At 61.9% G+C, this 26,574-nt stretch carries 29 protein-coding genes; 16 read left to right on the forward strand and 13 right to left on the reverse strand.

Annotated elements, in window-relative coordinates; all coding sequences use genetic code 11:
• Positions 1-22: 22 nt before the first annotated feature.
• Positions 23-1,657 (reverse strand): glycogen synthase GlgA, encoded by a 1,635-nt coding sequence (glgA, locus tag OQZ28_RS11385; protein WP_458136186.1) that lies wholly within the window; start codon positions 1,655-1,657, stop codon positions 23-25.
• A 246-nt stretch (positions 1,658-1,903) separates the two neighbouring features.
• On the opposite strand from glgA, the gene OQZ28_RS11390 reads away from it, so the two are divergent.
• Positions 1,904-2,425 carry an immunity protein Imm33 domain-containing protein gene (locus OQZ28_RS11390; protein ID WP_458136187.1) on the forward strand — a complete coding sequence of 174 codons (522 nt, stop codon included), beginning with the start codon at positions 1,904-1,906 and terminating at the stop codon, positions 2,423-2,425.
• A 29-nt stretch (positions 2,426-2,454) separates the two neighbouring features.
• Positions 2,455-2,568 (forward strand): hypothetical protein, encoded by a 114-nt coding sequence (locus OQZ28_RS11395; RefSeq protein ID WP_458136188.1) that lies wholly within the window; start codon positions 2,455-2,457, stop codon positions 2,566-2,568.
• A 48-nt stretch (positions 2,569-2,616) separates the two neighbouring features.
• Here OQZ28_RS11395 and OQZ28_RS11400 read toward each other — a convergent pair whose 3' ends face one another.
• The 3 genes from OQZ28_RS11400 to OQZ28_RS11410 all read right to left on the reverse strand — a co-directional run bounded on the left by OQZ28_RS11400 (position 2,617) and on the right by OQZ28_RS11410 (position 3,902).
• Positions 2,617-2,802, reverse strand: a complete 186-nt coding sequence (locus OQZ28_RS11400) for a hypothetical protein (protein WP_130731644.1) — start codon at positions 2,800-2,802, stop codon at positions 2,617-2,619.
• 92 nt (positions 2,803-2,894) lie between these two features.
• Positions 2,895-3,428 (reverse strand): DUF4142 domain-containing protein, encoded by a 534-nt coding sequence (locus OQZ28_RS11405; protein WP_458136189.1) that lies wholly within the window; start codon positions 3,426-3,428, stop codon positions 2,895-2,897.
• 99 nt (positions 3,429-3,527) lie between these two features.
• Positions 3,528-3,902 carry a general stress protein gene (locus OQZ28_RS11410; protein WP_458136190.1) on the reverse strand — a complete coding sequence of 125 codons (375 nt, stop codon included), beginning with the start codon at positions 3,900-3,902 and terminating at the stop codon, positions 3,528-3,530.
• A gap of 306 nt (positions 3,903-4,208) precedes the next feature.
• Here OQZ28_RS11410 and OQZ28_RS11415 point away from each other — a divergent pair, with 306 nt between their 5' ends.
• The gene (locus OQZ28_RS11415; RefSeq protein WP_130731646.1) at positions 4,209-4,679 is read left to right on the forward strand and encodes a hypothetical protein; all 471 of its coding nucleotides are present in this window, start codon (positions 4,209-4,211) and stop codon (positions 4,677-4,679) included.
• A gap of 114 nt (positions 4,680-4,793) precedes the next feature.
• On the opposite strand, the gene OQZ28_RS11420 is transcribed toward OQZ28_RS11415, so the two are convergent.
• The gene (locus OQZ28_RS11420) at positions 4,794-5,486 is read right to left on the reverse strand and encodes a YfdX family protein (protein ID WP_458136191.1); all 693 of its coding nucleotides are present in this window, start codon (positions 5,484-5,486) and stop codon (positions 4,794-4,796) included.
• Positions 5,487-5,687: 201 nt separating this feature from the next.
• Between OQZ28_RS11420 and OQZ28_RS11425 the strand changes: the two genes are divergently transcribed.
• Both OQZ28_RS11425 and OQZ28_RS11430 read left to right on the forward strand, forming a co-directional pair.
• The gene (locus OQZ28_RS11425) at positions 5,688-6,071 is read left to right on the forward strand and encodes a VOC family protein (RefSeq protein WP_130731648.1); all 384 of its coding nucleotides are present in this window, start codon (positions 5,688-5,690) and stop codon (positions 6,069-6,071) included.
• A 106-nt stretch (positions 6,072-6,177) separates the two neighbouring features.
• Entirely contained in the window at positions 6,178-6,657 is a 480-nt protein-coding gene (locus tag OQZ28_RS11430) for a DUF3574 domain-containing protein (RefSeq protein WP_458136192.1), read from the forward strand.
• Positions 6,658-6,984: 327 nt separating this feature from the next.
• Here the strand turns inward: OQZ28_RS11430 and OQZ28_RS11435 are convergent, their stop codons facing one another.
• Complete coding sequence (locus OQZ28_RS11435) at positions 6,985-7,689, reverse strand: CDP-diacylglycerol pyrophosphatase (RefSeq protein WP_458136193.1); 705 nt, start codon at positions 7,687-7,689, stop codon at positions 6,985-6,987.
• 228 nt (positions 7,690-7,917) lie between these two features.
• Between OQZ28_RS11435 and OQZ28_RS11440 the strand changes: the two genes are divergently transcribed.
• Complete coding sequence (locus tag OQZ28_RS11440; RefSeq protein WP_458136194.1) at positions 7,918-9,477, forward strand: acid phosphatase; 1,560 nt, start codon at positions 7,918-7,920, stop codon at positions 9,475-9,477.
• Here the strand turns inward: OQZ28_RS11440 and OQZ28_RS11445 are convergent.
• Positions 9,463-10,647, reverse strand: a complete 1,185-nt coding sequence (locus tag OQZ28_RS11445) for a cytochrome-c peroxidase (protein ID WP_458136222.1) — start codon at positions 10,645-10,647, stop codon at positions 9,463-9,465. The genes OQZ28_RS11440 and OQZ28_RS11445 overlap by 15 nt on opposite strands.
• A 303-nt stretch (positions 10,648-10,950) precedes the next feature.
• On the opposite strand from OQZ28_RS11445, the gene OQZ28_RS11450 reads away from it, so the two are divergent.
• From OQZ28_RS11450 to OQZ28_RS11460, 3 genes are all read left to right on the forward strand, one after another.
• Positions 10,951-11,892 carry a nucleoside hydrolase gene (locus tag OQZ28_RS11450; protein WP_458136223.1) on the forward strand — a complete coding sequence of 314 codons (942 nt, stop codon included), beginning with the start codon at positions 10,951-10,953 and terminating at the stop codon, positions 11,890-11,892.
• 211 nt (positions 11,893-12,103) lie between these two features.
• Positions 12,104-12,340, forward strand: coding sequence for a hypothetical protein (locus OQZ28_RS11455; RefSeq protein ID WP_458136195.1), 237 nt, complete (start codon positions 12,104-12,106; stop codon positions 12,338-12,340).
• A 191-nt stretch (positions 12,341-12,531) separates the two neighbouring features.
• The gene (locus tag OQZ28_RS11460; protein ID WP_130732687.1) at positions 12,532-13,317 is read left to right on the forward strand and encodes a sulfite exporter TauE/SafE family protein; all 786 of its coding nucleotides are present in this window, start codon (positions 12,532-12,534) and stop codon (positions 13,315-13,317) included.
• A 119-nt stretch (positions 13,318-13,436) separates the two neighbouring features.
• Here the strand turns inward: OQZ28_RS11460 and OQZ28_RS11465 are convergent, their stop codons facing one another.
• The 5 genes from OQZ28_RS11465 to OQZ28_RS11485 all read right to left on the reverse strand — a co-directional run bounded on the left by OQZ28_RS11465 (position 13,437) and on the right by OQZ28_RS11485 (position 18,337).
• Complete coding sequence (locus OQZ28_RS11465; protein ID WP_458136196.1) at positions 13,437-13,946, reverse strand: MucR family transcriptional regulator; 510 nt, start codon at positions 13,944-13,946, stop codon at positions 13,437-13,439.
• A gap of 829 nt (positions 13,947-14,775) precedes the next feature.
• A complete protein-coding gene (locus tag OQZ28_RS11470) occupies positions 14,776-15,555 on the reverse strand; it encodes an ABC transporter ATP-binding protein (RefSeq protein ID WP_130732689.1) in 780 nt (259 codons plus the stop codon).
• A complete protein-coding gene (locus OQZ28_RS11475) occupies positions 15,555-16,658 on the reverse strand; it encodes a FecCD family ABC transporter permease (RefSeq protein ID WP_458136224.1) in 1,104 nt (367 codons plus the stop codon). The genes OQZ28_RS11470 and OQZ28_RS11475 overlap by 1 nt, the downstream gene beginning before the upstream one ends.
• Entirely contained in the window at positions 16,645-17,781 is a 1,137-nt protein-coding gene (locus OQZ28_RS11480) for an ABC transporter substrate-binding protein (RefSeq protein WP_458136197.1), read from the reverse strand. Before OQZ28_RS11480 ends, OQZ28_RS11475 begins: the two co-directional genes overlap by 14 nt.
• 13 nt (positions 17,782-17,794) lie before the next feature.
• A complete protein-coding gene (locus tag OQZ28_RS11485) occupies positions 17,795-18,337 on the reverse strand; it encodes an iron transporter (protein WP_458136198.1) in 543 nt (180 codons plus the stop codon).
• Between the two features lie 172 nt (positions 18,338-18,509).
• On the opposite strand from OQZ28_RS11485, the gene OQZ28_RS11490 reads away from it, so the two are divergent.
• The 6 genes from OQZ28_RS11490 to OQZ28_RS11515 all read left to right on the forward strand — a co-directional run bounded on the left by OQZ28_RS11490 (position 18,510) and on the right by OQZ28_RS11515 (position 23,225).
• Positions 18,510-19,028, forward strand: a complete 519-nt coding sequence (locus OQZ28_RS11490) for a hypothetical protein (protein ID WP_458136199.1) — start codon at positions 18,510-18,512, stop codon at positions 19,026-19,028.
• Positions 19,029-19,135: 107 nt separating this feature from the next.
• Positions 19,136-20,794 (forward strand): carbohydrate porin, encoded by a 1,659-nt coding sequence (locus OQZ28_RS11495; RefSeq protein ID WP_458136200.1) that lies wholly within the window; start codon positions 19,136-19,138, stop codon positions 20,792-20,794.
• 223 nt (positions 20,795-21,017) lie between these two features.
• The gene (locus tag OQZ28_RS11500; protein WP_458136201.1) at positions 21,018-22,229 is read left to right on the forward strand and encodes an FUSC family protein; all 1,212 of its coding nucleotides are present in this window, start codon (positions 21,018-21,020) and stop codon (positions 22,227-22,229) included.
• Positions 22,226-22,426, forward strand: coding sequence for a hypothetical protein (locus OQZ28_RS11505; RefSeq protein ID WP_458136202.1), 201 nt, complete (start codon positions 22,226-22,228; stop codon positions 22,424-22,426). The genes OQZ28_RS11500 and OQZ28_RS11505 overlap by 4 nt, the downstream gene beginning before the upstream one ends.
• 67 nt (positions 22,427-22,493) lie before the next feature.
• Positions 22,494-22,859 (forward strand): hypothetical protein, encoded by a 366-nt coding sequence (locus OQZ28_RS11510; RefSeq protein ID WP_130732694.1) that lies wholly within the window; start codon positions 22,494-22,496, stop codon positions 22,857-22,859.
• A 90-nt stretch (positions 22,860-22,949) separates the two neighbouring features.
• Positions 22,950-23,225: a hypothetical protein gene (locus tag OQZ28_RS11515; RefSeq protein WP_458136203.1), complete on the forward strand. Its 276-nt coding sequence runs from the start codon at positions 22,950-22,952 to the stop codon at positions 23,223-23,225.
• A 152-nt stretch (positions 23,226-23,377) separates the two neighbouring features.
• Here the strand turns inward: OQZ28_RS11515 and OQZ28_RS11520 are convergent, their stop codons facing one another.
• Positions 23,378-24,976: an alkaline phosphatase D family protein gene (locus OQZ28_RS11520; RefSeq protein WP_130732696.1), complete on the reverse strand. Its 1,599-nt coding sequence runs from the start codon at positions 24,974-24,976 to the stop codon at positions 23,378-23,380.
• 599 nt (positions 24,977-25,575) lie between these two features.
• Here OQZ28_RS11520 and OQZ28_RS11525 point away from each other — a divergent pair.
• Complete coding sequence (locus OQZ28_RS11525) at positions 25,576-26,430, forward strand: acid phosphatase (protein WP_458136204.1); 855 nt, start codon at positions 25,576-25,578, stop codon at positions 26,428-26,430.
• Positions 26,431-26,574 lie beyond the last annotated feature (144 nt).

Genomic DNA, 26,574 nt, shown 5'->3' on the forward strand with positions numbered 1-26,574 from the left:
ACGCCCCAAGGGGCCGGGCGCGTTAATGGGGAACTGCCAGCGCGCGCGACAGGCGGGGTGGCCTGCGCGCGATGCGCCGCCTGCGGCCCTCGCGCAGGCCATGCCACCCCGATGGCAGGCTGATCACGTTTGAATCCGCCCGGCCGCCCGCATCCATGCCCAGCATCTCGGCAAACAGCGTGACGTAGTGGGCGGCCTTCTCGTTCCACGACACGTCATAGGCCGCGCCCGTAAGCTGGAGCTGGCGCCACATGCGGCGGTTGCGCCGGTAGAGCAGGCGGGCGCGCACCACGGTGGCGAGCAGGGTCTCGCCATCAACGGGGGTGAACAGGAAGCCGGTCGCAGCGCCCTGGGCAATGGCAGCGGGGTTGGCGTTGACGATGGTGTCGGCCAGGCCGCCCACGCGGGCGGCGACCGGCACCGCGCCATAACGCAGCGCGCCAAGCTGGGTCAGCCCGCAAGGCTCGAAGCGCGAGGGGATGAGCAGCGCATCGACCGCCGAAGGCAGGCGGTGGCCAAGGGATTCACTATAGCCGAGATGGCAGGCGAACCGGCCGGGAAACTGGCGCTGCAGGCCAGCGAGGCGGCGCTCGATCTCGCGGTCGCCCTCGCCCACCACGATCAGCTGGGTGTTGCCTTCCAGCAGGCGTGGCGTGACATCGGCAAGCAGGTCGATGCCCTTTTGCGCGGTCAGGCGGCTGACAACACCCACCACAAAGGCATCCGGGTCGGCCCACAGGCCGAATTCCGCCTGCAGGTCGCGCTTGTTGGGCGCGCGCCCCACGGTATCGCCCACCCTGTAGGGAAAATGCACCGCCGGGTCGGAGGCGGGGTTCCATGTCTCGGTGCTGATGCCGTTGAGAATGCCCTCCAGCCGGTCGCTGCGGTGGCGCAGCAGGCCATCGAGGCCCATGCCGCCTTCAGGTGTCTGGATTTCCTGCGCGTAGGATGGCGAGACGGTGGTGATGCGATCGGCATGGTACAGCCCCGCCTTGAGGAAGCTGATGGCCCCGTAGCATTCGCACCCCTCAACCGAGAACGCCTCGGGAGGGAGGCCGAACTCGGCCAGGCACCCGGCGGGAAACCGCCCTTGGAAGGCAAGGTTGTGGATGGTCTGGATGACCGGAACGCGGGTGGCCACGGGCTGGCCGCCCTGCCCTGCCCTGACGTGGTCATGATGCAGGTAGGCTGCCACAAGCCCGGCCTGCCAGTCATGCGCCTGCACCAGGTCGGGGCGTGGATGCGGGGTGCGGCCCTGGGCAATATCCGCAGCCATGCGTGAAAGGGCTGCAAAGCGGATGCCGTTATCGGGCCAGTCCTGCCCCTCGGGGCCAAGATAGGGGTTGCCGGGGCGGTCGAACAGGGCGGGCACGTCAAGCACCAGCAGGTCCAGTCCCGCCACATGGGCCGACCATAGCGTGGCCTCATGCCCCAGCAGGTCGGGGTGATGCATGACCTGCGCGCGCGCAGGCAGTGCCGCCAGCACGGCGGGGTAGCCGGGCAGCAGGGTCGTGACCTCCACGCCATAAGGGGCCAGCGCATGTGGCAGGGAACCCGCCACATCGCCCAGCCCCCCGGTCTTGACGAAGGGAAACATCTCTGCCGCGACTGAAAGCAGGCGGATCGGGGTTGAAAAAGGCGTAACCGCATTCATCATCGGCCTGTTTCCTTGCAGGAGGAGAAACCGGTGCCATTTCTGGATCTGTATCGGTTAACGGGGTATTAACCCCATGGTCTCACCCACACGGTTAAGTGATCCTGCGCATGGAGTCGTTTTACTTATCTGTTCAGTGACACCTCAATAAAAATGGCAATTCCATGTCCCCGTTTACAATACCGACGCATGTGTTTATTATGCCCAGCTCAGGACAGGCCCGTTCCCCCACGCCGCCCCGACATGAAAATGACAGGATATGACCCCGGTCATAACACTCATAAAAACGGCCTGAGCCTGCACATATCGGGACTGCTCGACAGTAACGGGCATGAATTACGCGCAACCGTATCGCAGTCCCGCCTGCTTGCCGGGTATGAAAATTTCCTGTGCCACGCCATCGAGCGCATCACCATAAAACACAGGCCCATAGAACCTGACACCCCGATCCGTTACGGCTACTGGGCCACGCGTGGCGCGCTTGCGGCTGACGGCTACCTCGATTTTCATGAACCCGTGCCCGCCTGCCCCACCTTCGGGCTGGAAGAACAGAGCGGCGTGGATGCCTGCGTGACCTACCGGGAAGAACAGCATGCCACCTGCCGCAGCGTACAGGCAGCGTTCAGCCCGCCCTGGCCCGAGCATCTGGTCGTCATCTCCGGTGGGGTATATGAGGGTGATGTGGTGCAGGGCGTGCGCTATCCGTCCCCACCCCATATGTCAGGCTGGTGGATCACCACCGACGTTATGATGATGACATCACCAGCCTGAAAACCGTACACGCCTGCCATGTCACAGCCATGCGCCCTGAGCTGGCGCGGTATCTGGCCCTGCCGCCCGGGTGGCGGTTCGATACGGCGCGGGACAGCATTGGCTTCGACCTTGCAGCCAGCAGGCTTGCAGAGGACAGATAATGCCGCCTTCGTTAAAAAAAGGCGGCTTTACAGGCAGTGCCGCCACGATCAGAACCGTGGCAGCGGGATATGGGGCGCAAACAGGCATGTCAGCACGATAAGCGTTACAAAAAACACCACCATGCCCCCCACAATAAAGACATGCCGTTTTTCTGCCGGGGTGGCGAGAGGCGTATCGCGGCGTGGGTCGGTTACCGCCCCGCCGCGCATCTGTTTGTCCTGACCGTATTGCATGGGAATACTCCCTTGGCAGACGTTGATGCATGCCGCCTCCCGGGCAGGAAAGTAGCATGCCTGTGGTTTTGCCCGGTGCTTTGCCGGGTGTTTTACTGGGGCAGGTCCTTAGCCATCTGCAGGTGGTTTTCAAGCGTGGGCAATGTATTGCCTGCCCATGTCTTGAGGGCTGCGTTATCACCGCTCTGCGCATAACGGCGGAAGAGCGAGACAGCATCTTCATGCCCCGCGATCTGGTCCGCGCGGTACTGCAGGGCGAAGTCACGGCCATGCAGGGTCTTGAGGTGGTCAAGCTTGTCCTGATGGGTCTCATCAATGCCGGTGGGCGGACTGACCTGCACGTTACTGCTCTGGAGGAGGTCTTTCAGGGCAGCAGATGTTTTCTTGTGGTCTTCGATCATCCGGTTGGCGAAGGCGGTGAGCTTGGGGTCGTTATCCTGCAATGCCAGTTCGCTGGACTGGATCTCGAACATATCGCTGATGGTGGCGATCTTGATGAAATCCTCCGTGCGGGGCGCGACCCCCATCAGCGAATTGATGCCTGCCTTTTCGGGTATGGACTGGGCCAGGACCGGCGCGGGCACGCAGGCAACCAGCCCCAGTATCACCATCATGCTTTTTTTCATTGTTTTGCTCCAGATGGATCAGAAATCCGTATCATCCCGGCCCGGCCGGGCAATGGGAGGGGGCGGAACCAGGCACGGGTTCCGCGCACCCCGCATCAGTCAGGATTTATCGTGATCGTGGCTATGCTGGCCGCCCTTGCGCCCGGCTTCCGCCGCACGTTCGGGGTCCTTGGCAAAATTGCCGCCACTGTGCTGCCCGCCCTTGTGGCCCGCCTCGGCGGCCTTTGCCGGGTCATGGGCAAAATTGCCGGGGCTGTGCTCTCCCCCCTTATGGCCTGCTTCGGCTGCGCGCTCGGGGTCCTTGGCAAAATTGCCCGAGCTGTGCTGGCCACCCTTGTGCCCCGCCTCCGAGGCCTTCTTGCGGTCATTGGCGAAGTTGCCCGGATTATGCGCGGCGCCACCGCCGCCCCGGCTGTCAGCCGGCGCCAGGGTGGCAGTGCGGGTGCGTTCTTGCATGGGAATGCGATAAGCCATGATCGTTCACCTTTTCCAGATTACAGCGCGGCTACGGGGTCCTTGTTTTTTCTCGCCGCCCCATGGGTCCGTGGTGAGAAAGCGATCCCGGCCATATGCACTGTGGAGGGTTCAACGAGGCAACCGGCGAGCAGTTTCGGCATGGTCCTGGAAAATAAAAAATAAATATTCAGGACCACAAATGCATTATATGAGCCAAATCCATAGTAAAGCGAAGCGGCAGCCCTCACTTTGCCCGCAACCCATCCCCACGCCATGCGATAGGTAGCCCGTGCCCACGGGCTACCGCGTCAGGAAAAGAGAACCATGCACCATCTGTCCCGCTTCGCATTTGCCTGCGCCAGCCTTCTGCTCATGATGCTGGCCCTTTTCCTGCTGACATTTGGCATGTCCGACCTGCTCAGGGCGGTGGGGCAGTCATGGCATGCGGGCCGCAACGCCATATTGCAGGCCATCAGCTATGTCGTGATCGCGGTGGCGGTATTTGACGTGGCCAAGTACTTCGTGGAAGAAGAGGTGATCCAGACCAGTGGCAAGAAAAGCTTGGGCGAGGCACGGGCCAGCCTGACCAAGTTTATCACCACCATCATCATTGCGGTGTTCATTGAAGGGCTGGTGGGCGTTTTCGAGACCAGTACAAGCGAACCGGCCGCCATTCTCTACCCTGCCAGCCTGCTGGTGGTGGCAACCTTCATCGTCCTTTCGCTTGGCGCGTTCCAGCGCATGAGCGTGGATGCCGAGCGTGAAAAGAAAAAGGTGGGTGGCGGGGAAGAATAACCACCCTGCCCTACGGGATGTTCCAGCATTTAAAAAATAATGCCGCCTTTAAAATAAAGGCGGCATCAAAAAAGCTTTCCCGGGTTCCGGAGCCGCTTTTACGTTCGTGGCAGATTATTTCTGCGCGGGAGCGGCCGGGGCCTGCGCACCCGGAGGGGGCAGCGTCTCGGACACATCTTCCGAGACGAACACGACATTATCAAGCACCTGCTGCAGGGCCGCGGAAGCCTCCTGCGAGTGACGGGCCTCGGTAAAGACGGTGGCGCGGTTGATCGCCCCCTGCGTGGGTTCAAGCGCTGTCAGCGCCATGATGAAATCGGCATCCTCGCCCACGACCTGCAGCGTCTGCGCGGCCTGCTTGGTCTGGCCTGCCTTGAGCTGGGTATTGGCGGTGGCAATGGCGGCCTTCTTCTCGGGGGCCAGGGTCTCACTGCCAATGATTTCACCGCCAACCGGAATCCAGGTCACCGGCGTGGTGCCTGCCACATGGCCGGGCGCCGCCGGGTGCTGCGGGGCGGGATGGAGGCTGGTCTCGGCGGCGATGAACTGCGTGCTGGCCTTGCCTGCGGCGGTCAGGCGCTTGGTGGCATCATACAGCGCGGGAATGGCGGCATCGGTCTGGCCTGCGTCGAGCACCTGCTTGGCGTTGAGCACATCGAGCATGGCGCGCTGCCCATCAGCCGAAAGGTGATTGAATGCACGGGTGGCCTTGAACTTTTCCCAATCCGTATGCACCGATGCCGCCTGGGCACCCAGGGGTGCGGCGAGCAGTCCCGCCACGGCGGCCAGTGAAGCGATAAAACGCATGGTTTCCCTTTTCAGAGCAATCTGTCTGTTATTTATTCTGTGGCCCGGATATCCGGGCCCGGGCGGAATGTTACAAAAAATGGCATGCGGGGTCCATGACTATTCCCATCGTTACCATCCGGATCGCGTGGGGGCGGTTGTCGGCCCGCGGCACACCGTGCCATGATCGCGCCAGACCATTATCTCTCAGGGAGAAACTGCATGTTCAGCCATGTTACCGTTGGCGCAAACGATATTGAAGCCGCTAAGAAATTCTATGACAGCATATTCGCAACCCTTGGCGTGCCCGCCGCCACCGTCAATGCCAAGGGCAAGCTGTTCTACAAGGGCGATACGGGTTTTTTCCTCGTAACAAAGCCGGTGAACGGCCAGCCCGCCACGGCCGCCAACGGGGGCACGATCGGCTTTGCCGCCCCCTCGCCTGAAGTGATCGACGCATGGCATGCAGCCGGCGTGGCCAATGGCGGCACCACCTGCGAGGACCCGCCGGGCATTCGCCACATGCCCAATGGCGACCTGTACCTGGCCTATCTGCGCGACCCGACCGGCAACAAGCTGTGCGCGCTCTATCGCGTCCAGTCCTGATCCGGGCTGCCGGGCAAAGTTGCCGGGTGCCGCCTTTTGTCACTAAAGGCGGCACCAAAACTTTCCACTGTGCTGCGCCCCGTAGCGGGCAGGAAAAAGACCGAGCATGAACTGCCAGCCTCCTGTTTTTTCAAGGCAATGGTACCTGTGCGCCGCCGCCGTTGTGGCCAGTACGGTGGCCTGGGGGCAACCCGGCCACGCACGCGGCCCAGAGGCACCAGCCCCTGATGCGCTACAGACGGCCTGCACGGCGTTGCATGCCCCGCCCGTGCTGCAGGTGTCGTTGCTGTTTGGCCTTAAACGCCCTGATGGCGGCCATGTCAGCCGGCGGGACTGGGCCCGTTTTGTGCGCGACACTGTCACCCCGCGTTTTCCGGCCGGTTTTTCGGTCCTGCGCATGACGGGACAGTGGCGGGATGAACGCACCGGGCGCATCATACGCGAACCCTCGCGCATCATATGGATTGCAACCCCTCTTACCCCCGACCTCAGGCCGCGGCTTGAAGCGATACGCCAGGCCTATCGCCAACGCTTCGGGCAGGATACCGTGGGGCTGGTCATCACGCCGGGCTGTGCCGCGTTCTGAAACAATAGCAATGCGGACATGGACCTGAAATTATCAAAGTTTTTGGTAAAGCTTTTTCAAGATGCTTTGAAAGACGTCGCCTTTATGAAAAAAGGCGACACCAAAAAATTTTATTTATATGCCGTCCAGACGAGGCTTCACTATTTTACGAAAGAATCTGTGCTAAATATAGACTAGTACAAATCATATTTTCCGATAACCATTAATAATAAATAATGTGAATATGAAATTTGATATATTCATATCTTACTTTGGAATAGAAAACATTTCCGCGCAATTTCAGGAAGCAGGCGCTGCCGGAAGCGCCCGGGCAACCTTCACCCTGTTTCAGGGAAAACGTGCAATGCCGCAGGTATGATCCTGTAATTCCTCCCCACTTGCCGGGTCAGCGTGGGTCGGGTCAGCGCGGTCATCAAGTAAAACAAAATCCACCAATCCGTCAGGTCGTGTCATGGCACTCACCACCAGCGTGTGGCGCCCCATCTCGTGCACAGGGTCTGCCATGTCACGCCTCAGCAGGCGGAAGGGGCGGATGCCCGCGAGGCTGCCCGTTCCCACAAGGCGCGCCCGATAGGCGTGGCCTGCAAGCGGCAGCAGCACCCATGCCGGGCCGAGCCGGGACCGCGCCCAGTGCAACGCCACTTTTACATCGGGGCGGATGCAGTCCACATGGATATGCAACTGGTTCTGGCTGCGGCCATAAGCCGAGTTGATGGCCAGCGACAGGTCATCGGGTGGCAGGGCGCGCCCAAGGCTCTGGCTGACCCGACCGCTCTGCCGCCAGGCATAGGCGAAGTAATCAGGCGCATCGGCGCGCGTAATGAACGGGTCTTCCATGCCGGTCAGGCGCCTGGTGGGAATAAGCAGGTACTGGCTGGCCCCCACGCGGTCCTTCAACACGGCATAGCGGTCATTCACCATCACGCAGGGGCTGACGGAATGGTCGGGCCCATGCGGGCGGCACTGTTCATGCACGATATGCCATAGCGCATCCGGCCCGGCCCAGGCATGCTGTGCCCATGCCAGTAACATGACCAGTAACAAGTACCTCTTCATGCGCCGGATAAAGCACAGGGGCTGCATGCTGCCAGCCTCATGGAAAAACATGACTTGCTCCGATAGGATGACCGGGCCAGTATAATCAGGAAACCGACCCGCGCCGCTGTATGAATTTTTCATGAAAGGCAGGCCCCCTGCATTTCCTCCCCCTGCCGGTCTTTTCTATAAACAGGCCTTTACGCTCACAGCATCCGAGACCTCATGCCCCCCCTGACCCGCCCCCTGCTCCGCTCCACCACGCTTACGGTCCTGCTGGCAGGCATGATGGGCGCCCCTGCCGGTCAGGCAGCACCTGCGGGCATGCAACAGATCGAAACGGTCGTGGTCATCTTTGCCGAGAACCGGTCTTTCGATAATCTCTATAACGGCTTTCCCGGCGCGGATACATCGGGCAGCAGGGCAGCGCGACTACGGCCCCAGCGCGACCGTGATGGCAGCGTGCTGCGCGAACTGCCACCCGTATGGGGCGGCCTGACAGCCCGAGGCGCGGCCGACCCCATAACCCAGGCCATGAGCGCGCACCTGCCCAACCAGCCCTTCCGCATTGATGACCCGCAGGGCTTCAGCCGCCCGCTCAGCACACTCACGCAGGACCTGTGGCACCGCTTCTACCAGAACCAGATGCAGATCAACGGCGGCCGCAACGACATGTTCGTGGCCTGGGCCGATTCCGGGGCACTCCCCATGAGCGAGTGGGACGGATCGCATATGGAAATGTGGCAGATCGCCCGGCGCTACACGCTGGCCGACCACTTCTTCATGGGGGCGTTTGGCGGCTCGTTCCTCAACCACCAGTGGCTGGCCTGCGCGTGCGCGCCCTTCTATCCGCAGGCCGATACCAGCCCGGCGCAGCCGGTCATTTCGGCCGTAGCGCCATCGGGCACGGCCCTGCTCGTGGCGGCTGATTCACCCCGTTCAGCGCTGGAGGGCATCCCCAAATTCACGCGCGATGGCAACCTTACGCCCGATTTTTATGCCGTCAACACCATGCAGCCCCCCTACCAGCCCAGCGCCACCCCACCCGCCCCAGGCCAGGACCCGCTTTATGCCGACCCCGCACGCGCCACCACCCTGCCCGCGCAGAACACGCCCACCATTGGCGACCGGCTGAGCGAACGCGCCATAACATGGGCATGGTATGCGGGCGCATGGGGCGAAGTGCTGGAGCATGGCAATCATTACCCCGCCCCGGCCTTCCAGTACCATCACCAGCCCTATAATTATTACGCCGCCTACGCCCCCGGCACCCCCGCGCGCGCCGAACACCTGCGCGACGGCGGGCTGGCAGGCGCGCGCTTTATCGACGCCATTGACCACGGCCAGCTGCCCCAGGTCAGCTTTTATAAACCGCAGGGCAACCTGAACGAACATTCAGGCTATGCCGATATCCAGTCGGGCGATCATCATATTGCCGACCTTGTGGCCCATCTGGAAAAAAGCCCCCAGTGGCCGCACATGCTCGTTATTGTCACCTATGATGAAAATGGCGGCCTGTGGGACCATGTGGCCCCGCCCAAGGGCGACCGGTGGGGACCGGGTTCGCGCATTCCGGCCATCATCATCTCGCCTTATGCCCGGCGTGGATATGTTGACCATACGGTGCAGGACACGACCTCGATCCTGCTGTTCCTGACCAAGCGTTTCGGCCTGCGCCCGCTTGATGGCGTCACCACCCGCGCGCGCGCCATACAGGCGGCTACCGGCCAGCCGATGGGTGACCTGACGGGCGCACTCGACCTGAAGCAATCAAGGTTTAGGTGATGCGGGGCTAAAGTAACCATCCGTCAGGGTATGGAGAAAGGCCACGATGGCGTCGATCTCGTCATCCGACAGGGCGGGCCGCCCATCGGGTCGGGGGCCGAAGGGTGGGTCCATGTTGATGTTGGCGTGGTAACGCGCGGGCAGGTCATTATAGGCCTGCACCCTGCCATCAGGTCCGGTCGGGTACCACAGTGCCGGGCGCACGTCACGCAGCGCGTAAAACGCCACGGCCTGCCGGAGCGTATGGATCACCCCGTTATGAAAGAACACATGCCGCAGCGCCACGTTGCGCAGCGACGGCGTGCGGAACAGCCCGCAATACTGGCCGTGCCCTGCAAAATCGGTGCGATCGGGGCCGCACAGGCCCATATCATAATAGGCCGGATCGTGATTCAGCCCGATGGCGCCGTTACGCGGCACGCCAAGGGCCACCAGCCCGTAATCACTGAATTGCGGCGGCGTGCCATCGTGCCCCGGCGCGCTGACATGGCATGAGGCGCAATTGCCCTTGTCCGCGCGCTCAAACAGGTCCAGCCCCTGCGCCTCACGCGCGGTAAGGCGGGCCCTGCCCGCCAGCACCGCATCGTATTTGCTGCTGTAGGGATAAAACAGCCGGGCATCCTGCTGGTAGGTGGCCAGGGCCTCGGCAATCAGCGCAAAACGGGTGGCCGTATCATCCGGCCGGGGCGGCAGCAGGGCCTGCAGGCGCGGGCCATAGCCTGCGGCATTGGCGCGGCGCACCACGGCTTCAGGACTGGCATTGGCCATTTCGTATGGGGAAAACAGCGGTATGCTGGCCTGGCCCTGCGCGGTATCGGCCCGGCCATCCCATGTCAGGCCGCCGGTGGGGCCGTTATCGATGCTTTCATCGGCTTCATCTTCCGAATCATGAAAATGTTCGGTGAACTGCGGCACGGCCTGCAGATAGGTGAGCGATGGCACCGCACGATGCCCTCCCGGTTGCACCGACAGGTCATTGCCCTGCGCAAAGGCTGTATTGTCCTGATGGCACGATGAACACGCCATATGCCCCGAGGCCGACAGCCGGGGATCATGAAACAGGTCGCGCCCCAACTGCCCCAGCGCCTGCGCGCGGGCGCGGGCCTGCGGGCGCGACAGGGCGGGGCTGACCGCATCAGCCCCCTGCCCCCATGCGGCCCCGCCTATCATGAGAGCCACGGCCAGACCATGCAGCCCTGCACGATATAGCGCACGACCGACGCGCCTGGAAGCATCCGGAAGCATCATGCCACGCTGTCTTTTGGTAAAAAGCGGTACCAGAAGATGTTTGTCTTTTTCAATATTCTGCTTTTGCCCGATTTTTCATGGGCTTTCTTTTCCCACCCCCGCGCGGGCGGATCAAGCCGGGCCGCGCGTATCACATCGGTCGGGCGGGGAGTGGCTTTGCCAATCCGGGTTCAATCGGGTTACGTGTGGCAGCCAGCACCCCACAGCATGAAGGACCGGATGACCGTGGACCCACGCAAGATCATCATCGATACCGATCCGGGGCAGGACGATGCAATTGCCATCATGCTTGCCCTTGCCGCCCCCGGGCTTGACGTGCTGGGCCTGGTCAGCGTGGCGGGCAACGTGTCGGTGCAGCACACGACCACCAATGCCTGCAAGGTGCTTGAGCTGGCCGGGCGCACCGACATTGCGGTGCATGCAGGCTGCGCTGCCCCCCTGCGCCGCACGCCCGTTACCGCGGCACACGTGCACGGCCAGACCGGCATGGATGGCCCCACCCTGCCCGACCCCGTCATGCAGCCCCGCGCGCAGCATGGCGTCGATTTCCTGATCGATACGATCAGGGCGCACCCGCCGGGCACCATAACGGTGGTAACGCTGGGGCCAATGACCAACCTGGCCATGGCGCTGGTCAAGGCGCCCGATATCGCGCCACGCCTGGCAGGCATCGTCTCGATGGGCGGCGCATGGGCACAAGGTGGCAACATCACGCCCAGCGCCGAGTTCAACATCTATGCCGACCCCGATGCCGCCGATATCGTGCTGCACCACGCCATGGCACACACGCTTGTGCCGCTGGATGTAACCCATCGCTTTCTGGTCACGCCGCCACGGATGGCGCAGCTCAATGCGCTCGGGGGCCGCTGCGCCCGGGCGGCAGCAGCAATGCTGGGCTTTTCAGGGCGGTTTGACCTGGCCAAATATGGCTGGGACGGCGCCCCCCTGCACGATCCCTGCACCATTGGCTGGCTGCTCGCCCCCCACCTGTTTGCGGGCCGCGAGGTGAACGTATCGGTTGAGGTGGGCAGTCCGCTCATGCAGGGCGCCACCGCCATTGACTGGTGGCATGTGACCGACCGACCCCGTAACGCGCTTTTCCTGAACGAAGTGGATAGCGACGGGCTATGGGCGCTGCTGCTGGCGCATCTGGAGCGCCTGCCCTGAAGCGGGTTGGAGCCGCCTGTTTGAAAAAAGGCGGCACCCAAAAGCTTTTATCATTTTTTTATCAATGCATTGCTTTAAAGCAGTCTCTTATGAGGGCTGTTTTTTCACGCTCCGGCCCGCACGCCACCTCCCGGCGCGTTTATTGCATTGTGTAAAACAACCATCGTGATCCTGCCGCAATCCGGGGCTTTTCTGCCAGCAGGAGGACGCCATGAAAAAGATGATTCTGGCTGCTTTTACCGCCCTGCTCCTGCTCGGTACCCATGGTGGCGCGCAGGCACAGCCCTGGGGGTGGCATGACGAGCCACGCTGGCATGCGCCCCATGATGGCGGCCCGCGCCGCCCCTACTGGCGCGAGAGTGGCTGGCGTTATGACCGCCCCCCACCGCCACGCCGGTGGGCATGGCGGGCGCCACCGCCACCCCCGCCCTATCCCTACCCTTACTGATGATGGAACCCGGCCCTGTGCCGGGTTTTTTCTATTTTACGCGATACCTGCAAAAATAACGGGTCAGCTTATTAACGATCAGGCTTGTGCCTGACCATAATTCCACGTAGGAAATTGCACGCACAATGAATAATTCACTTTATTGTGTCGTATTTTAGCGTCAGGCGATCAGAAACGGATAACCCGCCATCATGCCACTGCTTGAATCCATCAACCTGCTTTATGTTCTCTCCGGCCTTGGCGTTGGCTTCCTTGTAGGCATGACCGGGGTGGGCGGCGGCTCGCTCATGACGCCACTGCTGATCCTGCTGTTCAAGGTGCACCCGCAATCCGCCGTCGGCACCGACCTGCTCTATGCCGCCCTGACCAAGACGGTGGGCACGCTGGTGCATGGTCGCAAACAGTCGGTGGAGTGGCACGTGGTCGGCCGCCTGGCGCTGGGCAGCATACCGGCAACACTGCTGACCATTGCCGCCCTGCACTGGGCGGGCAGCCCCTCACCCGCGGTGACGCATGTCATTTCGGTCGCACTGGGCATTGCCCTGCTCATTACCGCGCCGAGCGTGCTGTTCCGGCACAAATTGCAGGAGCTTTCGCGCCGCAAGGCTGCTGCCATCGCCCCCGCCACGACCGCGCGCCTGACCACGCTGCTCGGCGCGGTGCTGGGGGTCATGGTCACGCTGTCCTCCGTCGGTGCTGGCGCGATTGGCATGGCGGCATTGATTTTTCTCTACCCCGGGCTGGAAATCCGTCGCCTCGTGGGCTGTGACATTGCCCATGCCGTGCCGCTCACGGCCATTGCGGGCATGGGGCACTGGTGGATCGGTGATATCGACATGCCCCTGCTGGCATCGCTGCTCTGCGGGTCTGTTCCGGGCATCATATTGGGCAGCCTGTGCATCGGGCTTATTCCTGACCGGGCACAGCGGATCATACTGGCCGCCATTCTCCTGACCGTGGGCCTCAAGGTTATCTGACGCACGCCCCGCTCTGCCTGGCATGGAGCAGGCGTTAAAGCCGGTGTATCTATGCTTAATACAACAAACACCCGCTCCGTTACCGGAGCGGGTGTTTTGTACTGACGTAACAGGCTGACTCAGACCAGCGTGGCGTCCGTGTTCTTCTTGCTGCGGCGCGCGCGGGTCTTGCGGACAGGCTTGGCAGCGGGTGCTTCCTCCACTTCCTCGGCTACGGGTTCAACCACCACTTTCCGGCCCAGCCCGATCTTCTGGGCAAGTGACGAGCGGTGCGCGGCATAGCTCGGGGCCGTCATGGGGTAGCTGGCGGGCAGGCCCCACTTCTCGCGATACTGCTCCGGCGTCATGCCATAAGCGGTCTGCAGGTGGCGCTTGAGCATTTTCAGCTTCTTGCCGTCTTCAAGGCAGACAATGTAATCGGGGAAAACCGACTTCTTGATGGGCACGGCAGGCTGCAGCGGCGCGGGTTCAGCCGCCTTTTCAGCACCAAGCGCCTTGAGCGCAGTATAAACGGTCTCGACAAGGGTGGGGATCTGGTCGATGGCAACCGTATTGTGATTGGTGTGCGCGGCCACGATCTCGGTGGTCATGGATACCAGTTCGGTATGCGGGATTTCTTTATTATCCAATGTCGGTACTTTCCTTGGTGGTCGGGTCATCAGGGGATGATTGACCCTATGAGTAATAATCATGCGTGTATTATGCAACCACAATAAAGCATTTTAATCCGTAATTTTTACGCCATCCTCATTACAGCCCCGCCTGCTTGCACCGCCAGCATAGGTTGCATGGTGTGTGCCATGCTGTTCTTGCAGGTCATGGTTACATCATAATAATCCAACCATTATCCTGCCCCCAACACATATGCAATTATTTTGTTTATAATAATTAAATGTGACACGCCCGGCAAAGGCCCTGTTACTGCTTTTTCATTACGGCATCTTCATTGTAACCGCGCCAATAACAGGAACAGATTATAAACACGTGATGTTACGACAAATTTTAGCGATTATGGTTTATATCGTGGCGGGAATATAATATATCCTCATCAATAATCACAAACCGGCTGGTTCATCCAGCATGCCACCAGGTCACGCTTGTAACCGGGCCAACCATGCGCCTGCATCATATCTTGCCAGAATACGTTTATATATCAGCATTTTTTCAGCACCACGCTTCAATACAGTATTCATGATCGCGCCATGCCACACCATGGGGCACTGCATGAGCCTACACCCGTGCGCGTAATACAGGCGCCCCGTTTCATGGCGGGAGCACGCTATTGTAATGCACTGTATAATGGGCTGCCCTGCAGGTATTGCCCATCGGCGCCAGCCCTTCAATGTTGTTATGACAGACGGCGCGTTACTTATGAGTTACCCCTGCCCGCTACAGGCTGGCCGGTGAAATATCCATTATGTAATGAACTGTAAATTTTATCGGACCCCGAATCCCGCCTTAACGCAGGCCATCGACCATAACGTGCGGGAGGCCCCGGCTGCATTTTTCCACCCGCGCCACAATATCATAGGTCTGGCCCAGGGTTGCGGGCGTAATGACTGCCTGGGGCGCGCCTGCCGCAATGATGCGCCCTTCACGCAGGATCACGTCGTAATCGGTCATCCGCACGGCAATATTGAGGTCATGGAGCACCATCACAGTCACGATCTGCCGTGCAGCGGTTTCGCGCCGCAGGATATCCATCACCGCAAACTGGTGGTGCAGGTCGAGTGCGCTGAGCGGTTCATCAAGCAGCAGGGCATCAGGGTGGCGGCCAAGCGCCTGTGCCAGCCCCACAAGCTGCCGCTGGCCGCCCGAGAGTTCATCCATATACCGCATGGACAGGTCAGCTATGCCAAACACATCGAGCATATGCAGGGCGGCATCGATTTCATCGCCCTGCACATCGGATGGCACAACGCCGGTGGCATGCTGGGCGGCAAGCATGGATTCCAGCACCTGCAGGTGCACCATGGCCGGCAGGGCCTGCGGCAGGTACAGGCAGCGCCGCGTGCGCCGGGCCAGGGTGAGGCCCGTCAGGTCATCCGCCCCCAGCATGACCCGGCCCGTAGCTTCGCCCAGGCCGGCCAGCGCGCGCAGCAGCGTCGACTTGCCGCTGCCATTGGGGCCAAGCAGCGCCGAGACCCTGCCGGGCGGAAACGGGCCGACACTGATGTCATCCAGCACCGTGCGCCTGCCGTAGCGCACGGTCATGTGCTCGCAGTACAGCCCGTCCATCAGCCCATGCTCCGCCTGCGCAGCACGATGCCCAGAAAGAACGGGATGCCCACCAGCGCCGTTACAATACCGGTGGGAATGACCACGCCCGGCAGCAGGTTTCGCGCCGCGATGGATGAGAGCGACATGACCAGCGCACCCACCAGCATGCTGCCCGGCAGGTAGAAGCGATGGTCCTCGCCCAGCAGGCGGCGCGCGATATGGGGCGCAACCAGGCCCACGAAACCGATCGTGCCCACAAAGGACACGGCCAGCGCGGACAGGATGCTCACCCGCAGCAGCGCGCCACGCCGCACGCGCGGCACGTCCACGCCCAGGCTTGCGGCACGTTCCTCGCCCATGCGCAGCACGGTCAGCTTCCATGAAGCCGCGAAGGAAAGGGGGGCCACGATCACGCAGGCGGCGGCCAGCAGGCCCAGCTTGGGCCACGTCGCCCGCGTCAGGCTGCCCATGGTCCAGAACACAAGGTCCTGCAACGCATCTTCATTGGCCACGAACTGCAGCAGCGACACCAGCGCATGAAAGGCAAAAACCAGCGCAATACCAAACAGCACTACCGTGCCGGTACCTGCATTGCGCCTGCGCGAGACCATGTCGAGCAGCAGCACGGAGCCTATGGCAAAGACAAAGGCATCGCCCGACACCACCCACGCATCGGGCACGCCGGGCAGCCGCCAGCCCAGAATGATAGCGAGTGACGCACCAAACGCCGCCGCAGCCGAGACCCCGAGCGTAAACGGGCTTGCCAGCGGGTTGGCCAGCACGGTCTGCATTTCCGCCCCCGCCAGCCCGAGCGATGCCCCCACGCACACGGCCATGAGCGCATAGGGCAGCCTGATCTGCCACACGATCACGCCCTGGCCTGCGGGCACATGATGCGGGTGCAGCAGGGTGCGGATGAGTGCCGAAGGCGAAAGCCCCGATGGCCCGAGCGAGAAATCAAGCACCACCGAGGCCACGATCAGCCCGAGCAGCAGGCCAAGCAGGCCCATGCGCCGCCGCAGCAGGCCATGGTAGCGCCCACGCACCTCACGCGCATAAGCCGACAGGCCAGCAGAGGTAGAAACAGGAGGCGCCGCGATCGATTCCTCAGGGACGCGCATCAATCCAGAAGGTCCCTTCCTGCTTTACGGGGGGGAAGCGGCTGTACAGTTCCTTCTGCGTGGCATCAGGGTCGAGATCGGCAAACAGGTCGGGGTGGAACCACTTTGCCATGACTTCGATGGCAAGAATATTGTACGGCGAATCATAAAACGAATGCCAGATGCCATGGGCATGCCCGTCCGTTACGGCGCGGAGCGATGAAATGCCGGGGCGTTCCATGACCTTGAGCAGCGAGGCACGGGCCACGTCCGGCGTCACTTCCGCCCCCATGCGCACGCCCGGCCCGCTGGCCTTCGGCCCCTTGGTGCCATCCGCAATATAGATATCGGGGTCGGAGGCGATCACTTTTTCGAGGTCGATATCGCCTATATAGCCCGGCAGGAGGGGCGCTGCGATATTCTGGCCGCCCGCAGCAGCAATGAACGCGCCCATATTGCCCTTGCCTGCCGTGTGGCAGCAGCTCTCGCGCATGGCGGCCAGCATTTCAATGAACACTTTTGGCCGCTGGCTTTCGGGCAGCGGGGCGACGCGATCGGTAATACGCCTGAGGTGTGACTGGTAGAAGTCAAGATAATCAGCGGCTTCATGCTCGCGGTGCAGCACCTGACCCAGGATCTGCATGGAGCGAATGGTATCCATCACCGGATCGGCGCGGAAATCGACAAAGATGACCGGAATATGCGCGCTTTCGAGCTGGCCTACGAGTTCGCTCGCCTTGCCCGGCCCGTGACCCGACACGGTCAGGATGGCAAGGTCGGGGTGCAGGTCGAGCACGCGCTCGGGGCTGACGGTATCCGCCGTGGTCTTGCCGATCAGCGCAATATTGGCCGCCTGCGGAAAGCTGGCCACATACTGGTCATAGCTCTGCGTATCCGCGCCCCGGAACTCGCCCTGCCAGCCCACGATCCGGTCGAACAGGTGCTCTTTCTCCAGCGGGGCAAGGGCATAGATCAGCCGCCCTTCCCCCAATATGATGCGATGGACACTGGCCGGCACGTCCACCTTGCGGCCTGCAAGGTCGGTCACGGTATCAGCCCGCGCGGCAGGTGCGTGGGCTGCAAGCCCCACGGCCATGACCGCGCCACAGGCCACGGCCCGCCATCCGTCCAGTATCCGGTTCATGATGATGCCCTGCTTATTTCTGGGGATAGGCGAAGTTGAAGGTCTCGCTGAATGGCTGCCAGAAGCCCGGCGTGCCGGTTTCCTTGTCCACATGATGCAGGAAGCCGTTCTGCTCGGGCGAGGAATAGGTCAGCACCACCGTATAGCGGCCCGGACCATTCATCTGCACGTTATCGGCATAATGCGGGCCATCCTTGGCGGTCATGAAATGCATGGTGCCCTCGGCCTTCCACGCCGTGCCATCCTTGGTCAGCCTGTAGCCGATGTTGAGGTACGGCACCCATGCGCCATCAGGGTAGCCCCACACGTTATCGGCCGTGGCATGCACGTCGGTTTCAAGGTGGATGGTGTCGGGCTTTGTGTTGTCCGTCATGCCTGCGGGCATGGGGTCGACCATGATGCCGGTCAGGTAGCTTGAGGCGATTTCCATGTCATGTGCATGGACCGGGCCACCGATCGGGTATTCACGCGCCTGTGCAGCAGTAGCAAGGGCAGGCAGCGCCGCTACGGCAAGAGCCAGAATGGAATATTTCTTGTTCATGATGACGGTTTCCATAACTTCGATAGAAATGAAGTCCGCGCGCCTGCTGCCATTTATTATTGTTTGCAGTCACGTACGGGCCTGATCGCAGCTTCCCATCCGAGTGATCTCCCGGTCCTGTTAATGATAATTGTTATCATTGTCAACGGATGGTATGCCCTCTCCAAGGCAACGGAGAGCCACCGCCATGATTACCCACCCCTTCGCATTCATGCGCCTGCCCTATGCGGTCCTGATGGCGCTCGACAGCCGGATGTTCCATTTCTGGCTGCAGCCGGTCCATTACCTGATCCGCATTGTGCACATCATCAGCATGGCCATGTTCTTTGGCATGGACATGCTGTTCGACCTTGGCGTGCTCAGGCCCCGCATGGCCGCGCGGATCACGCCCGCAGCCCAGCTCATGGTGCGGCCGCTGCACGTGACCTTCGCCATCGCCATGGTCTCGGGCGTGGTGCTGTTCTTCTATGACCCGGTGCATATCGGCAGCCGTGCGTATCTTACGCCCAAGCTGCTGCTCATTACGCTGGCCATGCTCAACGCGCTGTGGTGCCACCGCAGTGTCTATCTGCCCGTGCTGCGTGGCAATGCCGCCATGAGCATGCGCGGGCGCATCGGGGCCAGCCTTTCACTGCTGCTGTGGAGCGGGGTGATGATCATGTCCTGCCTCAACAGCGAGGGCGTGCCCAAGGTTTTCCTAAGATAATGGCAGTATTGCAATATGCGCATGGCGGTTTGAATTGACGGCTTCGTATCAAAATGTGATTGAGAATTATTATTAATGATATTGATTCTCAATACGGCGGACCCCCAATGAGCCCCTCATCCCTCGCGACTGCCATTGCCAAACATGCCTTTTCCCCCTCCAGCCTGACGCGCCACCGCCTGCGTGCAGGTTCGTGTCTGGTCTGTTTCGGGCTGGTGCTGCCAGCAACCGGCTTCGCGCAGGTCCAGACCCAGATCGAGGAAGACCGGGCCCGCCTGGGCAACTCCACCCCGCTTGTTGAGCAGATCGACCCCGTCACGGTGCGCGATTCAGAACGCGCCACCGCCGAAGCGGAGGAAAAAGCCGCGGGCGACGGTGACAAGCTCGACACCAGCGGCAACCTGCTGGGCAATATGTGGGGTGCCCGGCCATGGCTGTACAAGCACGGCATCAGCTTCGACATTCAGGAAGTCGATGAAGTGTGGGGCAACGGCACCGGCGGCACGCCATCAGGCAATGATGGCGCCAGTGGCTCGGGCACCGGGCCTGCCTATGATGGCGTGACCATGCCCACCCTCACCGTGGATACCGAGAAGCTGTTCGGGCTCAAGGGCGGCCTGTTCAATGTCAGCGCATTGCAGACACGCGGGCGCTCGATCTCGCAGGATCACCTGGCCAACTTCAACCCCGTCAGCGGGTTCGAGGCCGACCGCTCCACCCGCCTGTTCGAGCTGTGGTACCAGCAGTCCTTCCTGAAAGGCAAGCTCGACGTCAAGATCGGCCAGCAGGATCTCGATACCGAATTCCTGATCAGCGATTACGCCTCGCTTTACCTCAACGCCAATTTCGGCTGGCCCATGGCGCCCTCGGTCAACCTGTATGGCGGCGGGCCATCGTGGCCGCTGTCGTCTCCCGCCATCCGCATCCGCTACCGGCCCAGCGAGAAGTTCACCTTCATGTTTGCCGCAGCCGACGACAACCCGCCGGGCAACCGCTACAATTCTACCCCCATCCAGCAGGCCACAGGTTCCACCAGCGGGTACAATTCCGATCCGACCAGCCAGACCTATAACGGCGCCAACGGCACGAACTTCAACATGGGCACCGGCGCGCTGCTCATCACCGAGCTGCAATACGCGCTTAACCCGCAACCCGCCGACATGTCGAATGTCACAAAAAATCCGGGGTTGCCCGGCGTGTACAAACTTGGCGGTTTTTATGACACCGCGAAGTTCGCTGACTACCGCTACAACCAGAACGGCGGCTCACTGGGGGCAGCGACGCTGAACCCCAACGCAACCCAGTCCGACCTGACCCCGCGCTGGGACCGCGGCAACTGGATGGTCTATGGCATCATCGACCAGATGATCTGGCGCCCCTCGCTGAAGTCAGCCCGATCCGTTGGCATTTTCGCGCGTGCAACCGGTAACGGTGGAGACCGCAACATGATCAGCTTTGCTGTTGACGCGGGCATCAATCTCAAGGCCCCGTTCAAAGGACGTGACAATGATACGGTCGGTCTGGGCTGGGGCATTGGCCGCGCCAGTTCCGGGCAGCGCCAGTTTGACCGCGATAGCGGATCATACGTGCAGGGCAACGAAAACCACCTGGAACTGACCTATCAAGCCCAGGTCACGCCATGGATGGTCATGCAGCCCGACTTCCAGTACGTCTGGCATCCCTCCGGCGGGGTCGCTGACTGGACAGGTTACCGCCGCGTGGGCAACGAGGCGGTTTTTGGACTGCACAGCAGCATTACGTTCTAACAATCTGTTTGTGGGCCATCACCTTTTTGCAAAAAAGTGATGGTCTGCAATGCTTTTTGAAAAAGGCTTCATCAGAAGCTTTCTCCGTTTATGAGCATTTCATAAGCAGCCTTTATCAAAATATCATGACAAACGATTGGACCGCTCCCCAAGGCTGCCTTCATGTTCCGCCACACTCAGCCTTTCCGGCTGAACCCGGCACATGATGTAAAGGCACAGGACAATGGGGGGACAGGGCACCGCATTTCCCCTGCACGGCGCGCTGCATACGGGCCTGCTGCGCCATATCCGGCGCTTTTCATGGATATACGCGCCCTCGCTGGCCGATCTGGGCTTTGCGGTGCGCACGTCATGCGCGGCTATCCTCTCGCTGCTCATCGCCATGTGGATGGAACTCGACAGCCCGCAATGGGCGCCGCTCACCGTCTGGGTCGTGGCGCAGTCCTCACGCGGGGAGAGCCTGTCAAAGGCGCGGTGGCGGATTGTGGGCACGCTGGCGGGCAGCGTTGCCGCGATGACGCTCATGGCCGCCTTTCCGCAGGCTCCGGCCATGTTCTTTGTCTGCCTGGCACTCTGGATCGGGCTGTGCTGCGCGCTGGCCACCCTGCTCGACCAGTACCGCGCCTACGGGCTGGTGCTGACCGGGTTCACCTCCGCCATCATCGCAACCGGGGCCATCGTGCAGCCTGATGATGTCTTTGCCGTCAGTGTCGCGCGCAGCAGCTACATCATACTGGGCGTGCTGTGCGAGGCGGTGCTGGCCGTGCTGTTCATGCCCAACATGGTGGAACACACCCGCACGCAGCTGCTGGCCCGGCTTGATGACACGTTTGACGCGACATGCAGCGCCATCCCCACGTTAGTGGGCATGACCGCCGCGACCGCGCGGCAGGCGGCAACCGGCCGCCTGCTGGACCGGATCATGGCCTTTAGCGGGCAGATCGAATTCGCGGCCCTTGAACTCGGGCCGCGCAACCGGGTGGGCGACCATGCCCGCCGGGCGCTTGCGGGCATGCTGGTCATGCTCGCCCATGCCCGCGCGCTACAGATCCTCTCCCCCCGGCCCGATGCCAGCCCCCTGCCCGCCAGTGAGGCGCCCGGGCGCGCGCTGGCTACATGGCTGCATGACCACGCGCCCCCGCCCGGGCCTGACACCATGGCGGCGCGGGCCTGGCAGCCGGTTGCCGCAGCACTGACGCATGAAACCACCCTGGTGCATGATGAAATGCTGGCCTGCCACGCCACCCGCCATGGCGACCGGTTCCGCTTTAGCCTGACCTCGCGCCGCCATGCGCGTGAGGCGATGCATAACGGCATCCGCTCCAGCGTTGCCATCATGGCGGCGGCGGTGATGTGGGAGATCACGGCCTGTACATCATCCGCCTGCGTGAGATGCTGCGCACGGGCGCACTGCCACCACGGGCCACGCGCATGATCGCCCTTTTCCTGGCGCGGTGGCAGCGCGGGCAGGCTGGCTCCACCACCGCGCATGTGCTGGCCTGGCTGCGCCACGAACAGACCCTCCCCCATGCGGCGCGCGACCGCGCCAGCCTGGCCGAGGCAGTGGCCTGCCTGCACATCATTGCCGCAAGCCTGCATGAACATGAGCCGGGCGAGCCTATGGCAAGGTGACAAAACATGTCGTATCGGATATGCCATGAACGCATTATTCGCATTCATGCACAAAAGGGGTCATTTCATGCGTAAGATTGTTACTGCCGCTGCAATCGCAGCCATTACCTGCGTTACCGCCACCGCACAGGCCGAGCCCGGCGGCTGCCTGAAATATGGTGCGGTAGGGGCCGTGGGCGGCCATGTGGCCGGTGGCCACAGCGTGCTGGGTGCGGCCGCCGGTTGCGTGACCGGCATGTACAAGCGCCACGAATACCGCAAGGAAGCCAAGGCCAAAGCCAAGCTGTACGATCAGGAACACCCCGGCTCGAAGGGGACCTACATGGAGAAGGCAACGGCCTATGACGTGGAGCACTCGACCACGCCGGGCAAGATGACGCCTGACAACACCCCGGCCACCACCGCCGCGCCGCAGGGCAACGCGAGCATGTAAGCCGCCACGTCCGCAGGCGAACCCCGGTCTGCCTGCGGACACTGCGCCCGAACCGCTGCATCACCCTGCCCCACACGGCGAAGGACCGCCATGCGCGCCATTACATTCCTGTTCCGCTCGACACTGGCCACCGTGCTGGTGGCTGGCCTTATGGGGTGGCTGGCCGGGCCTTTCTTTTACGTTCCCGTACTCGGCGTGGCGCTGGCGGTTGAAGCGGTTATCTTCTGGGTGTGCGGGCTGCTCTATACCGAGGACTATCCGCACCACATGACCACGTTCGTGGGCATGACCATTGTGCTCGGGCTCCTGAGCATTGGTGTCATGCTGCCCTTTGCGCGGCAATATGTGATGATCCACCCGGCCTGAACGGGTGCGTGCAATTATTTTTTCATATTAGCTCAATTTAAGGAAAACCATTATCCACAAATGGAGTTAATGGGGCGTGGCTTTCGTGACACCACAACGTCTCCCAATCCCTAAACTTGGCGTCCCGCCCCGGCGGGACGCCCTTTTTTTGCTCAGGCTTTCTGCAGGCCGGGCTGGCCGCGTTCCACCGCAAAACTGGCATAGGTGGACAGCCTGCCATCACGCTCCATGACCTTGTCGAGCACCTTGAGGTCCGCGCGCCAGACATCCGGCCCCACATCGCACAGCACGTAGCCGCGCTGGTCAGTCGTGGCCTTGAGGTGCGGGTTTTCACGCCGGACGGAGCGGCTGAAACCGTCATCATCGCCCACCCCATCCGCGCCTGAGGTGACGGACGTGGCCAGAAACTCGACCGAGACCGGCTTTTTCTGGCCCGGATCAACAAGCAGATCCCCTGCAAAATGGCGGTGCGCATCGCCCGTCACGTTCACTACGTTACCGGGGCAATGCGCGCCAATGAACTCAAGCAGGCGCTTGCGGCTGTACATGTAGCCCGACCACTGGTCCATGCTGTAAAGCAGTTCGCCCTGCGGGGTGCGCCGGTGGGCAAGGTTCATCATCATCACCTGATGCGCCAGCAGGTTCCATCGCGTATCAGACCTGCCCAGCCCGTCAAACAGCCATTTTTCCTGCGCGGCGCCCATCATGGTGCGGCTGGGCGACCAGACATCGGGGCCCTGCGTCGCGCTGCCATCGCCATAGGCCTGATCGCTGCGGTACTGGCGCGTGTCAAGCACGAAGGCATTCATGAGCGTGCCATAGCGCAGGCTGCGATAAAGCTGCATATGGCTGCCATCAGGCAGGGCCGACAGCCGCAGCGGCATGTGTTCGTAATAAGCCTGCATGGCGGCTTCGCGGCGCAGGCGGAAGATCTCGGGCGGCGTGCCGTCCTGGTCGGTATCGCCTGCCCAGTTATTATCCACCTCATGGTCATCGGAGGTCACGATCCATGGCACCGCGGCGTGGGCGGCCTGCAGGTCGGGATCGGTCTTGTACTGGGCGTAGCGGCGGCGGTATTCATCAAGCGAATAGCATTCCGGCCCGATATGGCGGCGCAGGGCCTGGAAGGGGCGGCCGTTCATCTCATGCACGCGACCCTTGCTGTCTGGGCCTTCGTAAATGTAATCGCCATAATGAAAGACGAAATCGATCGGTTCATTGGCGATGTTGCGCCAGGCGGTGTAATACCCTTCCTCATAATGCTGGCAGCCTGCGGCGGCAAAGCGCACCCGCGCGGGCGTGGCCCCGGGCAGCGGAAAGGTATGGCTGCGCCCGACCGGACTGTCATGGCCTGCAATGCGGAAACGGTACCAGTACGGGCGATCTGGCCTGAGGCCCGCGACTTCGACATGGACGGAATGCGCCAGTTCAGGATGCGCCAGCGCCTGCCCTTTTTTGACGACATGGCCGAGTTTTTCATCCTCGGCCACTTCCCAGTCGACCAGCACGGGGCGGTTGCGGCTCATGCCGCCCTCCAATTCAAGTGGATGCGGGGCAAGACGGGTCCAGATGACAAAACCATCGGGTGCTGGATCACCTGACGCCACGCCAAGCTGGAAGGGAGAGATGTCGAATCTCGGCTTTTCATCCAGATTGCGCGGGGTCGCCGCCCGCAGGGCACGCACCTGGGCTGAAAACAATAGCCCCGTGCCAAGGCCCGCAAGTACCTGCCTGCGCTTGATAAACACCATGGAACACATCCTTCTGCATCAAGGCCGATCGCGACCCGTATTCTGTCCTGACAAGTAAAAGGGGGCACCGGCGGGTTTTGCCGCCCAAGTTTCATGCAGGGGTGATTTCCGGCCCGTCGGGCGCACGCACCAGCCGGACGGGAAGCAGGCAGGACGGATGCCACCAAGTTCCCATCATTCGGTCAGTTGCCCGAAGGCGGTCGCGTGCATACCTGCCTCACTGCCCCATCCATGTGGAAAAGAAAGACCAGAACCCTGGCTATGTGTGTTTCGACCCGGCTTTCGCTCATGGTGATCTTCCGCATCATCGCGGCGCGTCAGGGATCGCATGCGCCGGTAAAGGCGAAGCCACCCCTGCCGGCAGGGTAACCATTTTTCACTCAACGGCTTCCTCATCCCATCTGGGGCTGCTGGAAAAGACCGTTGCTGTGTAAGGGGTTTTGAAAGGAAACATTTGTGACAGTTTCATGAAAGTTGCATACCCATGAAGGGGCTGGCGTTTCCTGCGGCTGTCATTGTGCCATGCTCCGCCAGCAGATATCTGCCCCCGGCATGAGCGCCTCCTGCCCTTTGTAACCCTGAGTTGTCCAAGCCATAGCATGACCCGATCCAGCCTTATCGCCCCCCTCCCCTGCCCTGCGTCACGGCTGGGGCTGCCTCTTATGGCGGCCCTGCTTGCAGCCGCAGCCCTTGTCGGCACACCCTGCCGCGCGGCCGACCCGCTTGAGCCCGCCACGCCCGAGCAGGGATATTTCACCCCCGCCACCCAGCCGGACGCGATCGCCTACCTGCCACCCCCACCCCAGCCCGGAACGGTGCGGCAGGCAAATGATGACCACGCCTTCACCACCACCCGCGCCTTGCGGGGCAGTCCGCGCTGGGCGCTGGCCACGGCAGATGCCGACCTGCATGAAAACGCGCTGCTGCGCAGTTTTTCCTGTGCGGCGGACCTGCCCCTGAACACCACCGATGCGCCAGAACTCAGCGCGCTCATTCACAAGATGGATGTGTCGGAAATTGCCGACATGCGTAACAGCAAGGCCTACTGGCACCGGCCACGGCCTTTTGTTGGCAACAGCCAGCCCATCTGCACCGAAAAGGACCGGGCGCATCTGGCAACATCAGGCGCCTATCCTTCGGGCCATACCATGCTGGGCTGGAGCACGGCGCTGGTGCTGGCCGAACTGCTGCCTGAGCGCGCAACGCAGATCCTGCAACGCGGCCGGGTTTTTGGCGAGAGCCGGATCATATGCGGCGTGCATTGGGAAAGTGACGTGCAGGCAGGCTACATGCTGGGCGCAGCCGAGATTGCCGCCCTGCATGGAAGCGCGGCCTTCCGTGCGGATATGGACGCGGCCCGGGCGGAACTGGCCGCCCTGCGCAGCAGGGCGACCGCACCCGCTACGCATGCATGCGCCATCGAGCAGGAGGCGGCCAGCCATTCACCGCTGTAATTCGATCTGTTGCAGGCAATGTGGATTTGTGAACACAGGCGCGGGTCAAACCACGTAGGCGCCGGTGCCTGTAAGGGCGGTGATATAGGCAGCGCGCCTGCTTTATAATAGGATCGACAGGGAAACGATTGAAAAGCCTGATTT

This window comes from Komagataeibacter sp. NFXK3 (assembly GCF_054182245.1).